Genomic DNA, 14,105 nt, shown 5'->3' on the forward strand with positions numbered 1-14,105 from the left:
CGACGCCCACGTGACGGCCCACGTGACGGCCGGACCCGTACGCCACTTCATGGTCCGGGGCCGGCCGCGGGGACGCGACCGGGGTGGGGCGGGTGTAGGCCAAACGGGTGAACGCCGCACCGAGCAGCCACCGCACCGAGCAAGCGCCGCACCAGGCAAGCACCGCACCCGGAAGACACCGCACCGGCCGAACGCGGCAGCGCCGCCCGCGCCCGGGTTGTGGGGGCGCGGAGCCCACCACAACCCCCGCGGGCACCTCAGGTCCGGGGCTGTGCGCCCCGCTTCTTCAGGAGGTTCACCATCAGCTCCACCTCCGACTCCTGCCCCGTCACCATGCCCTTCGCCAGCTCCTGCTCCGCGCCGGGCACGCACAGGTCCACGCAGCCCTGGGCCATCGCGATCCCGCCGTTGTGATGGGTGATCATCAGCTGGAGGTACTCGACCTCCGCAGCCTTGCCGCTGAGCTTCCCGAGCTGCTGCAACTGCTCGGGCGTGGCCATGCCGGGCATCATCGCGTCACCCGCGGGGGCGCCGTGGCCGGCGTGGTCGCCGCCCTCCTTCGCCATCCACTCCATGGGCTCGCGGTCCGTCGCGACCTGCGACAGGCCCCACATGTCCAGCCAGCCCTGCATCATGCCGCGCTGGTTGGCCTGGGTGTTGATGATGTCGTACGCCAGCCGGCGCACCTCTTCGTCCTGCGTGCGCTCGCGCACGATGAACGACATCTCCACCGCCTGCTGGTGGTGGACGGACATGTCGCGGGCGAACCCGGCGTCCGCGGAGTCGGTGGAGGGGGTCTTCGGTCCGTCGCCGTCGCCCGCGGAGGCCACCGTCGCCGCCCCGGCGAAGAGCAGCGCCAGCACGACCGCGGCGACCGCCACCCAGTGCGTACGGGTCAGGGAGCTCACTTGCCGGTCACTCCGCCCGCGCACGAGGCGCCCTTCTCGGGGGTCTGCTCACCGAGGACGTACTTGTTGAAGAACTTCTCCACCCGCTCGTCCTTCGCGGAGTCCACCGTGAGCTGCTTGCCCCACGCGGACAGCATGATGGCGCCCGCCTGGTCCTTGTAGGGGCTGATCATGGAGTACGGGGTCTTCTTGACCTTCTTCTCCAGGGTGGACACGTCGTCCTTCGACGCCTTGTCGGTGTAGGTGACCCAGACCGCGCCGTGCTCCAGCGAGTGCACCGCGTTCTCGTTGGGGACGGGCTCCTTGTAGACCTTGGCGTCGCAGTCCATCCACGCCTGGTGGTGGTCGCCGCCGACCGGGGGCTTGTCCGGGTAGCTCACGGCGCCGTCGACGTGGGTGCGGCCGAGCTTCTTGGCGTCCCACTCCTTCACGCCGGTGATCGGGTCCTTGCTCGCGGCGACCTTCTTCGCGTCCTCTTCGTTCTCGTTGTTGATCACGTAGACGCCGAAGCCGACCAGACCGGCCACCACGATGCCGCTGATGCCGATGGTGATGATCCGGTTCCGCCGCTCGCGCGCCGCCTCGATCTTGCGCATCGCCTCTATTCGGGCGCGGCGGTCGTGGGCGGCGGCGTTCTTCGAGGAGGGCCGGGAGGTCTTACGGGAAGCCATGGGAGTGCGTCCTTCGTCGTGGGGTGATCGCCTTGCCAAGAGGCTGCGACCTTCTGGGGGATGGGGCAAGGGTGCGGTGCTCCGGATCTAGGACGCGTCCTAGATCCGGAGCACCTGAAGGACGTGCAGGCCGGGGGCGCGCGGCAGGGCGTCCGAGTGCTGGCGCCCGCCGACGGCGGCGGGCCGCTGCGGCTCCGCGGGCAGTTCCCCGGCGAGGGGAGGGGCGTCCAGCGGGGGCGCGGTGAGCACCGCGGGCCCGATCGCCGGCCGCAGCCCGCACGCACCGCCGTCGTGCGGACAGGAGTACGTCGGCAGGGCGCGGTCCGCGACGGGCGCGTGCTCGTCGGTCGGGGCGCTCAGACAGAGGAAGAGCGCGCCGAGGAGCGTCGCCGCGGCACTCAGCAGTGCCACGGGACGCGTGGTGCGCGCGAGGCGGCCGAGCCGTTGACCCCCCATGTCCGCAGATCGTAGCGAGCGCATCCGCCCCGTACGTCATACGGGGCGGTAATCGGCTCGTCGCACCGGCCGCCGCGGCGGCCTCGGACTCGTCTCACGGTGTCCGCTGACCCACAATGGGGCTCAGTCGGGGGTTCGCAACGTGCCGGAAACCCGTGGATGCGATGCTCCGGGAAGCAGGTCTGGCTCGGCCGGCAAGATTGGGTGGAAGTGGAAATGGACAAGCAGCAGGAATTCGTCCTCCGTACGTTGGAGGAGCGCGACATCCGCTTCGTGCGCCTGTGGTTCACCGACGTGCTCGGATTCCTGAAGTCCGTGGCCGTCGCCCCCGCCGAGCTCGAACAGGCGTTCGATGAAGGGATCGGCTTCGACGGCTCCGCCATCGAGGGCTTCGCCCGGGTCTACGAGTCCGACATGATCGCCAAGCCCGACCCCAGCACGTTCCAGATCCTGCCGTGGCGCGCGGAGGCCCCCGGTACGGCCCGGATGTTCTGCGACATCCTGATGCCCGACGGCTCGCCCTCCTTCGCCGACCCCCGCTACGTCCTCAAGCGCATCCTGGCCAAGACCTCGGACCTGGGCTTCACCTTCTACACCCACCCCGAGATCGAGTTCTTCCTGCTGAAGGAGAAGCCGACCGACGGCAGCCGCCCGGTCCCCGCGGACAACTCCGGCTACTTCGACCACACCCCGCAGAACGTCGGCATGGACTTCCGCCGCCAGGCCATCACCATGCTGGAGTCCATGGGGATCTCGGTGGAGTTCAGCCACCACGAGGGCGCCCCCGGCCAGCAGGAGATCGACCTGCGGTACGCGGACGCGCTCTCCACCGCGGACAACGTGATGACCTTCCGCCTGGTGATGAAGCAGGTCGCGCTGGAGCAGGGGGTGCAGGCCACCTTCATGCCGAAGCCGTTCAGCGAGTACCCCGGCTCCGGGATGCACACCCACCTCTCCCTCTTCGAGGGCGACCGCAACGCCTTCTACGAGTCCGGCGCCGAGTACCAACTCTCCAAGGTCGGCCGCTCCTTCATCGCCGGGCTGCTGCGCCACGCCGCCGAGATCTCCGCCGTCACCAACCAGTGGGTCAACTCCTACAAGCGCATCTGGGGCGGCTCGGCCCGCAGCGCCGGCGCGGGCGGCGAGGCCCCCTCGTACATCTGCTGGGGCCACAACAACCGCTCCGCGCTGATCCGGGTGCCCATGTACAAGCCGGGCAAGATGGGCTCCTCCCGCGTCGAGGTCCGCTCCATCGACTCCGGCGCCAACCCGTACCTGACGTACGCGGTGCTGCTCGCCGCCGGCCTGCGCGGCATCGAAGAGGGCTACGAGTTGCCCCCCGGCGCCGACGACGACGTCTGGGCGCTCTCCGATGCCGAACGCCGCGCGATGGGCATCGAGCCGCTGCCGCAGAACCTGGGCGAGGCGATCTCCCTGATGGAGCGCAGCGAACTGGTCGCCGAGACCCTGGGCGAGCACGTCTTCGACTTCTTCCTGCGCAACAAGAAGCAGGAGTGGGAGGAGTACCGCTCCGAGGTCACCGCGTTCGAGCTCCGCAAGAACCTTCCTGTGCTGTAGTCGACCCCCGTGCGCGGGGGCCGCGTTCGCGTAGCCTCTGGAGGGGGACGGGGACGACCAGTTGGGGTGGGGCATGAGCTTTTGGCTGCTGACGTGCAACGCGGAGGTCTTTGATCTCGACCGGTTCCGGCGGGACGGGCATCAGCTCCGCTCGTGGAGTGTTGCCCGCTACCGCGGGGAACTTGCGGACGGGGACCGCTTCGTCATGTGGATGACAGGGCCGAGCGGGGGCCTGGTGGGGCGGGGGCGGATCACTGGCGCCCCGAGTCGGCAGCCGAGTGCACCTGACGAGTACTGGCAGCAGGAGCCCGGGACCCGTTGGTACGTCCCGTTGGTCGTCGAGGAGTGGCTCGACGCACCGGTGCCCCGGCAGCGCTTCGTGCAGGACGAACGGTTCGCCGAGCAGTCGCCCCTGCGGACCCTCTTCGCCGGCAACCCGCACAAGGTCACCGACGCCCAATGGGAAGCTTTTGAGGCGACCTTCCCGGGCAGGGGCGCGTCCGATGCGACCGGGTGGCTGCTGGAGCCCGGGGATGAGGTGAAGCGCAAGGAGTTGCACGACCGGTACGGGGGGAGTCGGCAGGGCGGCATCAGCAAGTGCGCCAAGTCTCCGAACGTGCTGGTCTTCACCGATCCGCGCACCGGACACCAGCACGGCTACTACGACGAGTGGGCCGAGGACGGCACCTTCCACTACACCGGGGAGGGGCAGACCGGTCCGCAGAGCCTGGACAGCACGGGCAACGCCGCGATCCGCGATCACGTGGAGCTGGGACTCGCGCTGCGGGTCTTCGAAGGGTCCCGCGGAGTGGTGACGTACGTGGGCCAGTTCGCCGTGGACCCGGCGGACCCCTACTCGTACGGCAAGGCGCCCGGGACGGGCGGCGGCCCGCTGCGGGAGGTCATCCGCTTCCACCTCGTTCAGGTCGGTGCGACGGCGCCGCAGTCGGCGGTCCCGGTCGGCACCGACTACCGCACCGCCGACGAGTCGGTGACACCAGCGGCCCCGCAGTTCACCCCGCCCGACCCCGACCTCGCGGGGCGCAACCTCAGCGCGCACCGACGGTTGCAGAACGCGCTCGCCGAGGCGGCCCGGGCCCGTGGACTGGAGGTCTTCTCCCCCAGGGTCACCGACCCGGACTTCGACCTCGGGTGGCGGGCGAGCGCCGACGGTCTGACCGTGTGCGAGGTGAAGTCGCTGACCGAGAGCAACGAGACGCGGCAACTACGCACCGGCATCGGGCAGTTGCTCGACTATCACGACCGGCTGCGCGGGCGCGCGGCGGACGTGCGCGCGGTGCTGTGGGTCGAACGCGAGCCCGCCGACCCCCGGTGGGTCGCCCTGTGCGCCAGGGCGGGCATCACCCTGGCCTGGCCGGGGCGCGAGGGCGACGTCCTGGGCTGAGGGGGCGTCAAGTTCCTGCGGCGTCAAGTTCCTTGACCGGATGGCTAGTTGGGGCCGTGATGACGGTCGGGAGGAGCCCCCGGATGGTCTAATGCGGGGTGCTGATCCATGCGAGCGCTCGTGGGCACTGCGAGCGCCCCGACCCCGAGGACGGTCCCGATGAGCGCTGACGCGCACCAGGTCGACTCCGCCGAGCCGAGCCGCGAGGGGGCCGGCGGGGTCGGCAGGATCGACACCAGCAGGGCGCACCCGGCCCGGGTCTACGACTTCTTCCTCGGCGGAAAGGACAACTTCGCCGCCGACCGGGAGGCGGCGAAGGCGGCGCTCGCCGCCGAGCCCCGTGGGTTCCTGAACGTACGGCACAACCGGGACTTCCTGCGCCGGGCCGTCACGTACCTGACCGCGGAGGCCGGCATCCGGCAGTTCCTCGACGTCGGCACCGGGCTGCCCACCCAGGAGAACGTGCACCAGATCGCGCAGCGCATCGCCCCCGAGTCCCGAGTGGTGTACGTCGACAACGACCCCGTCGTCCTCGCGCACGCCCGCGCCCTGCTCGCCACCGGGCCCGAGGGGCGGACCGACTACATCGAGTACGACCTGCGCGCCTGGGAGGCGATCCTCGCGGAGGCCGCCCGCACGATCGACTTCGACCGGCCGGTGGCGCTGGTGCTCGCCGCCGTGCTGCACTTCGTGCCGGGCGAGGAGGCGCACGCCGTGACGGCCGGACTGCTGGACGCCCTGCCGTCCGGCAGCGCGCTGGTGCTCAGCCATCTGACGGACGACTTGAACCCGGTGCAGATCGGGAACGTCGCGAAGGCGTTCAAGGAGCGGGGCTTCGCGATGGTGCGGCGGCCCCGGGCCGAGATCGGGCGGTTCGCCACCGACAACGGGCTCGCGATCGTCGAGCCCGGCATCGTCCCCGTGCACCACTGGCGCCCGGCCGACCTGGTCGACCGGGCGAAGGTGGTGGAGCCGGACCAGGCGTACGTCGACGGCCTGGAGGACGTCGACCGGACCAAGTACCGGGGCATCGACGACGTCACTGACGCCGACATCAACCTGTACGCCCTCGTCGCCCACAAGCCCTGACGCCCGCAGTCCCCCTCTGCCGCCTTGTCGACATGCGGATCCGGCCGGCTGCGGTGACCCTGGAGATGCGGGGGAGCAATGTGGCGAAAGGGTGACCCCATGTCCGTCATGGACAAGCTCAAGCAGATGCTGAAGGGCCACGAGGCCCAGGCCGACAAGGGCGTCGACAAGGCGGGAGACGCCGTCGACGCCAAGACGCAGGGCAAGTACAGCGGCCAGGTCGACCAGGCGCAGGACAAGCTGAAGGGGCAGTACGGCACGGGGAACCAGCCGGGCGACCAGCCGCCGCAGACCTGAGCCCGCAGGGCCGCGCCGCGTCGAGCGCGGTGGACGGCTACTGAGCGAGACGGGCGCCGCGCCGTCGGCATCGGACCGCGCGACGGCGCGCGAGGCGGCCCGGGCCGGGGGAGAGCCACTCCCGGCCCGGGCCGTCCCCAGTTCCCCGTCCCCCCGCCCTCGGTCAGCGCTCCGCGAGCGGTGTCGGCGCCTCCTGCACGGCCCAACTGTTGCCGTCGGGGTCCCGGAAGAAGACGAACGAGTTCCACTCGCGGCCCGGGCCCTCGACCCAGCCGTTCTCCCCGGTGTGCATGACCTCGCTCGCGTCCACCCCGCCGGCCACCAGCGCGGCGCGGGTGGCGGCGATGTCCGTGGTGCACAACTGGAGCCCGTGCACACTGCCGGGCTCCGGCGCCGGCTGGCCGTTCGGTCGGGGGAAGACGCTCGACGTCAGCGCGATGGAGCAGCGGGACCCCGGCGGGGTGAGCTGGACCATGCGGATGCCGGGCGCCGGCTCCATGTCGAGGTCGACCGTGAAGCCGCACCCCTCCTCGTAGAACCGCTTGGCCCGGTCGATGTCGGAGACGGGGACGTGGACCAACTCAAGTGTCAGTTCCGTCGGTGCCATCGGTGGATCCCTTCGTTCGAGTGATGCACAACCGGCCGTCGTGGGCGCGGGGCCAGGGGCGCCGCGCCGTCGCCCGGTGGCCGGCCGGGGAGCCGTCCCGCGTCGAGTTGACCGCCGCGCGCTCCCCAACCCGGCCGTGGACGACCCGTATTCATTCACGTGTTCGATTTTTGAGTCCAGTCCCATCACCCGGGAATGCCGAACGCCGCCGCCGCGGCCCCCACCGCAGCGGCGGAAACCCGTCGTGACCACGACGGGGCGGCGCACGCCGGGTGAGCGCCGCCCGCCTCTTTGGCTAGGCTCGACGCCGGACGTTGATCGTGGGACGGGAGCACGGGGATGACGGCGGCGCCGGGACGCAGAAGCAGCACCTTCACCCGCCTGCTCCGGCACGGCTTCACGGACCCGGGAGCGGCGGAGCGACTGCTCGACCTCGACGAGATGGCGTCCGTACGCGACGATCCGCTCCTCCTCGACGCCCTCGGCGCCACCGCCGACCCCGATCTCGCCCTGCGCTCGCTCGTCCGCCTGGTGGAGGCCCAACCGGCCCGCGACGGCGACGGCGAGCGGACCGACCGGGTCCTGCTCGACACCCTCGTCACCGCGAAGCCGCTGCGCGACCGGCTGCTGGGCGTCCTCGGCAGCTCCGAGGCGCTCGGCGACCACCTGGCCCGCCACCCCGGGGACTGGCGGGCCCTCGCCACGTACGAGTCGACCGACCTGCACCCGGGCGTCGAGGAGTTCGAGCGCTGCCTCGCCGACGCCACCGACCCCGTCTCGCTGCGCGTCTCCTACCGGCGCTGTCTGCTCGCCATCGCCGCCCGCGACGTCTGCGGCACCACCGACGTCGCCCAGACCGCGGCGGAACTCGCCGACCTCGCCACCGCCACCCTGCGCGCCGCGCTCGCCATCGCCCGCGCCCACGCCCCCGAGGACGCCGCCCACTGCCGCCTCGCCGTCATCGCCCTCGGCAAGTGCGGCGGCCAGGAGCTCAACTACGTCTCCGACGTCGACGTCGTCTTCGTCGGCGAACCGGCCGGCGACGCCGACGAGAACGCCGGGCTGCGCGCCGCCACCCGCCTCGCCTCCCACCTGATGCGGATCTGCTCGGAGACCACCGTCGAGGGCACCATCTGGCCCGTCGACGCCAACCTCCGCCCCGAAGGGCGCAACGGCCCCCTGGTGCGGACCCTGAGCAGCCATCTCGCGTACTACCAGCGCTGGGCCAAGACCTGGGAGTTCCAAGCGCTCCTCAAGGCGCGGGCGGTCGCCGGCGACCTGCTCCTCGGGGAGGAGTACATCGAGGCCGTCTCCCCGATGGTGTGGCAGGCCGCCGAGCGGGAGAACTTCGTCACCGACGTGCAGAAGATGCGCCGTCGCGTCGTCGACAACATCCCGGTGGCCGAGGTCGACCGCGAGCTGAAGCTGGGCCCCGGCGGGCTGCGCGACGTCGAGTTCGCCGTACAGCTCCTGCAACTGGTGCACGGCCGCAGCGACGCCACCCTGCACAGCGGCAGCACCCTCGTCGCCCTCCAGGCGCTCGCCGCCGGCGGATACGTGGGACGCGTGGACGCCGCCCAACTCGACGACGCGTACCGCTTCCTGCGCGCCATGGAGCACCGCATCCAGCTCCACCGGCTGCGCCGCACCCACCTCGTCCCCGAGGACCAGGACGACCTGCGCCGGCTCGGCCGCTCCCTGGGCTTTCGCACCGACCCCGTCGCCGAACTCAACCGCGAGTGGCGCCGGCACGCCGCCGTGGTGCGCCGACTGCACGAGAAGCTCTTCTACCGGCCGCTGCTCGACGCCGTCGCCCAACTCGCGCCCGGCGAGACCCGGCTGAGCACCAAGGCCGCCGGCCAGCGGCTGGAGGCCCTCGGCTACGCGGACCCGGCCGCCGCCCTGCGGCACCTGGAGGCGCTGGCGTCCGGCGTCACCCGCAAGGCCGCGATCCAACGGACCCTGCTGCCCGTGCTGCTCGGCTGGTTCGCCGACTCCGCCGACCCCGACGCCGGACTCCTCGGCTTCCGCAAGGTCTCCGACGCCCTCGGCAAGACGCCCTGGTACCTGCGGCTGCTACGGGACGAGGGCGCAGCGGCGGAGAACCTGGCCCGGGTGCTGTCCGCCGGGCGCCTCGCCCCCGACCTGCTGCTGCGCGCCCCCGAAGCCGTCGCGATCCTCGGCGACCCCAGCGGGCTCAGGCCGCGCACCCGAGGACACCTGGAGCCGGAGGTGCTGGCCGCGGTCGGCCGCGCCGACACCGCGGAAGCCGCGGTCGCCGCGGCCCGCGGAGTGCGCCGGCGCGAACTGTTCCGCACCGCGGCGGCCGATCTGATCGGCACGTACGGCACCGAGGAGAGCCCCGCGGAAGCCGACGCCGGCGCCCTCGTCGACCAGGTCGGCACCGCCCTCACCGACCTCAACGCCGCCACGCTCGCCGGCGCCCTGCGCGCCGTGGTGCGCGAAGGGTGGGGCGACCAACTCCCCACCCGCTTCGCGGTCATCGGCATGGGCCGCTTCGGCGGCCACGAGCTGTCCTACGGCTCCGACGCCGACGTCCTCTTCGTCCACGAGCCCCGCGAGGGCGTCGACGACCAGGAAGCGGCGCGGGCCGCGAACAAGGTCGTGGCGGAGATGCGCCGGCTGCTCCAAGTGCCCACCGCCGACCCGCCGCTGCTCATCGACGTCGACCTGCGGCCCGAGGGCAAGAACGGCCCCCTGGTGCGCACCCTCGCGTCCTACGGCGCGTACTACCGCCGCTGGTCCCTGGTGTGGGAGAGCCAGGCCCTGCTGCGCGCCCAGCCCATGGCCGGCGACGCGGACCTGGGTGCGCGCTTCATGGAACTCGTCGACCCCCTGCGCTACCCGGCGGAGGGGCTGGGCGAGGACGCGGTCCGCGAGATCCGCCGCCTCAAGGCCCGGATGGAGTCCGAACGCCTGCCGCGCGGCGCGGACCCGACGCTCCACACCAAGCTGGGCCGCGGCGGGCTGAGCGACGTCGAGTGGACCGTCCAACTCCTCCAAATGCGCCACGGCTGGGCCGAGCCCGGCCTCCGCACCACCCGCACCCGCGAGGCCCTGTCGGCGGCCCACGCCGCGGGGCTGATCTCCACGGAGGACGCGCAGATCCTCGACGAGGCGTGGGTCCTCGCCTCCCGCGTCCGCAACGCGGTGATGCTGGTACGCGGCCGCCCGAGCGACACCTTCCCCGCGGCGGGCCGCGAGTTGGCGGCGGTGGGCCGGTACTTGGGCTACGGCCCGGGTCACGTCGGCGACATGCTCGACGACTACCGCCGCGTGACGCGCCGCGCCCGAGCCGTCGTGGAGGCCCGCTTCTACGACGCGACGTAGCGGGCCGCCCCAGCGGAACGGCGGGCGTGCTTGCTTCCGCGCCCCGCCGACGACGCACAGCAGGCACGGGGGACCCCAGCGCCCCTCATTGCCCACGCCCTGCGGGCTTAGGGGCAATCCCGTGCACGGCCCGCAGACAACCGGCGGGGGAAGCGAAACAGGGGCGCGGGGAACTGCGCGACCGGCCCACCACCGGGCCGCAGGGACCAGCGTGCCCGGCGGGTCATGGCGGTTGTGTCTACGTGGCGGTGGGCCGTCCGTGTGTCCGCTGGGGGCAGGGGCAATCCAGGGGCGTTGGGGGCCCAGTCCCTCTGGGGTCGAGGGGGCGGAGCTGCGCGACCGGCCCACCACCGGGCCGCAGGCGTCGTAACAGAGCGCGCCGCACGGCGAGACCGCGTCCGTCAGGGCAACCGCGTGCCCCTGGGCGTAGGGAAGGTCGCGCGTCCCCTACTCGTGGGTGGCGAGCGGGGGACCCGGTTCCAGGCGCTGCCACATCGCGGTGAGGCGGACCAGACGCGCAGGGGTGGCGATGCCGCGGACCGTGGAGATCTTGCCGTCGGCGAGGTCGAAGGTAACCGCGCCGATCACCCCGTCGCCGAGGACGAACAGGATCGCGGGGGCGCCGTTCGCGCGCGCGTAGTGGACGGAGTACGCGCCGCCGACGAGCCGCCGCTTCGCGGCGGTGGGTTTGAACCCGGCCCGCGCCACCGCAGCCACGCGCTCCGCCGTGTCGAACCGGATGAGCGTCTTCGTCAGGCCCGCGCCGTCGGAGATCGCCGTCGCGTCGTCGGTGAGCAGCGCCACCAGCCGCTCTGTGCGACCCGAGGCCGCGGCGGCGAGGAACTCCTCGACGATCCTGCGGGCCGACGCCGCGTCGACTCCGTCGCCGCCGCGCCGCGCGGCGGACACCCGGCGCCGGGCCCGGTGCAGGTGCTGCTGGCTCGCCGCCTCGCTGATGCCGAGGATCTCGGCGATCTCGGCGTGGCCGTGGCAGAACGCTTCGCGCAGCACGTAGACGGCCCGTTCGACGGGGGGCAGCCGTTCCAGCAGGGTCAGCACCGCCAGGGAGACGGACTCCCGCTGCTCGAAGGTGTCGGCGGGCCCGAGCATCGGGTCGCCGTCGAGCAGCGGTTCGGGCAGCCAGGCGCCGACGGAGCGTTCGCGGCGGGCGTGCGCCGAGCGGAGCCGGTCCAGGCACAGGTTGGCGACGACCTTCGTCAGCCACGCCTCCGGGACCGCGATGCGCTGCCGGTCGGCGGCCTGCCAGCGCAGGAACGCGTCCTGCACGGCGTCTTCGGCGTCGGTTGCGGACCCCAACAGCCGGTACGCCAGCGAGGCCAGCCGGTGGCGACTGGCTTCGAACCTGCCGGCGTCGAAGCGGTCCGGGGCGGTGCCGTCCACACGGACCACCCTAGGAGGCGGCGACACGACCGTCTTCCCGGCCGGCGGACACGTCCGGCACGGGGGTCGGGCGGCGCCTGCGGTGGGGCAGGCCGAAGGTCGGGTGCCGGGTGGCCCACAGCGACATGTTGAGGATGCCCGACTTGATCCGCGCGGCCTTCCGCCCGCCCACGTACGTCGGCTTCGCCCGCCCCTCCGCGTCGACGAACTGCAGGATCCCGTCCCGCCGTCCGAGGCTGATGTGGTTGCCCACGTAGGTCAGCCTGGTGTGCGGGACCTCCCGGCCGGTCAGGCGTCCCAAGATCGCGGCCGTGGCCTGCCGGCCGGTTTCGCCGGCGGACGCGCAGGACATCGGCAGCGGGCGGCCGTTGTCACGGACGGCGTGGACGCTGTCGCCGGCGGCGTACACGTTCGGGTGCGAGCGCGACCGCATGGTGCGGTCGACGACGATCCGACCGTGCTCGGTGACGTCCAGCCCACCGGCGGCGGCGATGGGGTCGACGGCGAACCCGGCCGTCCACACGGTCGCGTCGGAGGCGAGGGCGGTGCCGCCGGTGCACAACACCCGTGCCGCTTCGACGGCTTCGACCTCGGTGCGCTCCCGGACGTCGACGCCCAGCCGTTCGCAGGCGCGGCGCAGATGGCCGCGGGCCCCGGGGGAGAGCGGTGCACCCAACTCGCCGCGGGCGACCAGCGCCACCGACAGCCCGGGCCGGGACTCGGCGATCTCGGTGGCGGTCTCGATGCCGGTCAGCCCGTCGCCCACGACCACCACCCGCCCGCCGTCGCCCACGCCGTCCAGCCGCTCGCGCAGCCGCAGCGCGGCGGGCCGACCGGCGACGTCGAAGGCGTACTCGGCCGCGCCGGGGACGCCGCGGTCGGCGCCGCGGCTGCCGAGCGCGTAGACGAGCGTGTCGTACCCGATCTCACCCCCGCCCCCGCCCCCGGCATCGGCGACGGCGACCACCCCGGCCTCCGGGTCGATCGCGGTCACGCGGGCCAGCCGCAGCCGCACCCCCGTGCCCGCGAAGACCTCGGCGAGCCGTGGAGCCTCGACGTCCTGACCGGCCGCGAGCTGGTGCAACCGCAGCCGCTGGACGAAGTCCGGCTCCGCATTGACCACGGTGATCCCGACGTCCGCCGACACCATCCGTCGCGCCACGTTCGCGGCGACATGGACCCCGGCATAACCGGCCCCGAGAACGACGATGCGGTGCTTCATGTGCTGCTCCCGTCGATTGGTGTGCTTCCACCGACTTGAGCGAAACGACTCCCCGATCCCTGACAGCGACCGACTGTGTTCCGGCTCACACCCTTGGCTGTTCGTGACGCACGTCGCGCATCGATGCCGGATCCCAGTCCACGCCCGCAGGGCTCAAGGGGTGCGGGGAACTGCGCGAGCAACCACCTGCGGTCCGCGGAGACCAGCGAGCCCGCAGTTCCACGGCGAGGGCGTCAGGGGCGCAGCGGGCACCACCACGCCCTCCGGGCGCAGGGGGCGGAACTGGTCGGGCAACCCTCCGTCGAGCCGCAGAGGCCGTCCCGCCCGCAGGTAAACGGCGAACCCGTCCGCCCCGCCCCGCGCAACCTCACACATTCCCGCCCGGCGAAGCCACCCGTAGCGACGCGACGTGCGACAAGCACCCCGTCAGCGCCAGCTCGAACGCCGTGTTCGCGCGCGCCCCCGCCGGCCCCGACAGCGCCCGCGCCAGCCACGGCGTCGCCGACTCGTCCGGCAGCACCCACATCGGCTCCGGCGCCGCCATGTCGAGCGCCGAGCCCAGGATCAGGTTCTCCAACGCGATGATCACCTTCATCACGTCGTCGACGGCGAACCCCGCGTCCAGCAGCACCCGCACCGCCCGCTCGTAGTGCTCAAGGACCCGCGGCGCCCGCACCGGGGCGGCCATCAGCAGCGGGATCGCCCGCGGGTGCGCCGCGAACGCCGCGCGGTACGAGCGGGCCCAGCCCGCCAGCGCGTCGTCCCACGCGGGCGCCGCCAGCGCGTCCGCGTCGATCGCCGCGCAGACCCGTTCCCGCAGCAGCTCGACGATCCCGTCCCGCCCGTCCACGTGGTGGTACAGCGACGCCGTCTGCACCCCCAGTCGCCCGGCGACCTGCGCCAGCGTGAAATCGCCCCGCTCGTCGACCAGTTCCAGCGCGGCCGTGGCGATGCGCTCGCGATCTATCAGCGGTGTCCGCGGCCGTCCCATTCGTCCGATCCCCCTGCACGTCTTCCCGGATCCTCCGTCGGAGGCTACATTGCGGAAAACCGAATGCCGTTAGGTTTTGGTTCAGGTTTCCGTTCGGTTCCGTACGCCGTCGCGAAAGGGCTTCCGCAG

General features: G+C 72.5%; 12 protein-coding genes. 5 read left to right on the forward strand and 7 right to left on the reverse strand.

The genetic code is table 11. The annotated features are described in order from the left end of the window. Positions 1-257: 257 nt before the first annotated feature. The 3 genes from ACH4E8_RS11955 to ACH4E8_RS11965 all read right to left on the reverse strand — a co-directional run bounded on the left by ACH4E8_RS11955 (position 258) and on the right by ACH4E8_RS11965 (position 2,035). Positions 258-908 (reverse strand): DUF305 domain-containing protein, encoded by a 651-nt coding sequence (locus ACH4E8_RS11955; protein ID WP_398446906.1) that lies wholly within the window; start codon positions 906-908, stop codon positions 258-260. Continuing rightward, positions 905-1,579, reverse strand: a complete 675-nt coding sequence (locus tag ACH4E8_RS11960) for a DUF3105 domain-containing protein (RefSeq protein ID WP_398446908.1) — start codon at positions 1,577-1,579, stop codon at positions 905-907. The genes ACH4E8_RS11955 and ACH4E8_RS11960 overlap by 4 nt, the downstream gene beginning before the upstream one ends. A gap of 99 nt (positions 1,580-1,678) precedes the next feature. Then, positions 1,679-2,035, reverse strand: a complete 357-nt coding sequence (locus ACH4E8_RS11965; protein ID WP_398446910.1) for a hypothetical protein — start codon at positions 2,033-2,035, stop codon at positions 1,679-1,681. 216 nt (positions 2,036-2,251) lie between these two features. Between ACH4E8_RS11965 and glnA the strand changes: the two genes are divergently transcribed. The 4 genes from glnA (at position 2,252) to ACH4E8_RS11985 (ending at position 6,404) form a co-directional block, all read left to right on the forward strand. Continuing rightward, positions 2,252-3,613: a type I glutamate--ammonia ligase gene (gene glnA / locus ACH4E8_RS11970; protein ID WP_398446912.1), complete on the forward strand. Its 1,362-nt coding sequence runs from the start codon at positions 2,252-2,254 to the stop codon at positions 3,611-3,613. 211 nt (positions 3,614-3,824) lie between these two features. Continuing rightward, positions 3,825-5,018 (forward strand): hypothetical protein, encoded by a 1,194-nt coding sequence (locus ACH4E8_RS11975; RefSeq protein WP_398446914.1) that lies wholly within the window; start codon positions 3,825-3,827, stop codon positions 5,016-5,018. A gap of 159 nt (positions 5,019-5,177) precedes the next feature. Continuing rightward, on the forward strand, positions 5,178-6,107 hold the full coding sequence (locus ACH4E8_RS11980) for an SAM-dependent methyltransferase (protein ID WP_398446916.1): 930 nt from the start codon (positions 5,178-5,180) through the stop codon (positions 6,105-6,107). Between the two features lie 99 nt (positions 6,108-6,206). Next, entirely contained in the window at positions 6,207-6,404 is a 198-nt protein-coding gene (locus ACH4E8_RS11985) for an antitoxin (RefSeq protein WP_398446918.1), read from the forward strand. A gap of 163 nt (positions 6,405-6,567) precedes the next feature. On the opposite strand, the gene ACH4E8_RS11990 is transcribed toward ACH4E8_RS11985, so the two are convergent. Continuing rightward, entirely contained in the window at positions 6,568-7,011 is a 444-nt protein-coding gene (locus ACH4E8_RS11990) for a VOC family protein (RefSeq protein ID WP_398446920.1), read from the reverse strand. A gap of 339 nt (positions 7,012-7,350) precedes the next feature. Between ACH4E8_RS11990 and ACH4E8_RS11995 the strand changes: the two genes are divergently transcribed. Then, positions 7,351-10,362, forward strand: coding sequence for a bifunctional [glutamine synthetase] adenylyltransferase/[glutamine synthetase]-adenylyl-L-tyrosine phosphorylase (locus tag ACH4E8_RS11995; RefSeq protein ID WP_398446922.1), 3,012 nt, complete (start codon positions 7,351-7,353; stop codon positions 10,360-10,362). A gap of 447 nt (positions 10,363-10,809) precedes the next feature. Here ACH4E8_RS11995 and ACH4E8_RS12000 read toward each other — a convergent pair whose 3' ends face one another. The 3 genes from ACH4E8_RS12000 to ACH4E8_RS12010 all read right to left on the reverse strand — a co-directional run bounded on the left by ACH4E8_RS12000 (position 10,810) and on the right by ACH4E8_RS12010 (position 13,976). Continuing rightward, positions 10,810-11,763, reverse strand: a complete 954-nt coding sequence (locus ACH4E8_RS12000; protein WP_398446924.1) for a sigma-70 family RNA polymerase sigma factor — start codon at positions 11,761-11,763, stop codon at positions 10,810-10,812. Between the two features lie 10 nt (positions 11,764-11,773). Further along, on the reverse strand, positions 11,774-12,985 hold the full coding sequence (locus ACH4E8_RS12005; RefSeq protein WP_398446926.1) for an NAD(P)/FAD-dependent oxidoreductase: 1,212 nt from the start codon (positions 12,983-12,985) through the stop codon (positions 11,774-11,776). A 367-nt stretch (positions 12,986-13,352) separates the two neighbouring features. Further along, a complete protein-coding gene (locus ACH4E8_RS12010) occupies positions 13,353-13,976 on the reverse strand; it encodes a TetR/AcrR family transcriptional regulator (protein WP_398446928.1) in 624 nt (207 codons plus the stop codon). Positions 13,977-14,105 lie beyond the last annotated feature (129 nt).

It is taken from the genome of Streptomyces sp. NPDC017979, assembly GCF_044328175.1.
In the GTDB taxonomy this organism is placed as follows: domain Bacteria; phylum Actinomycetota; class Actinomycetes; order Streptomycetales; family Streptomycetaceae; genus Streptomyces.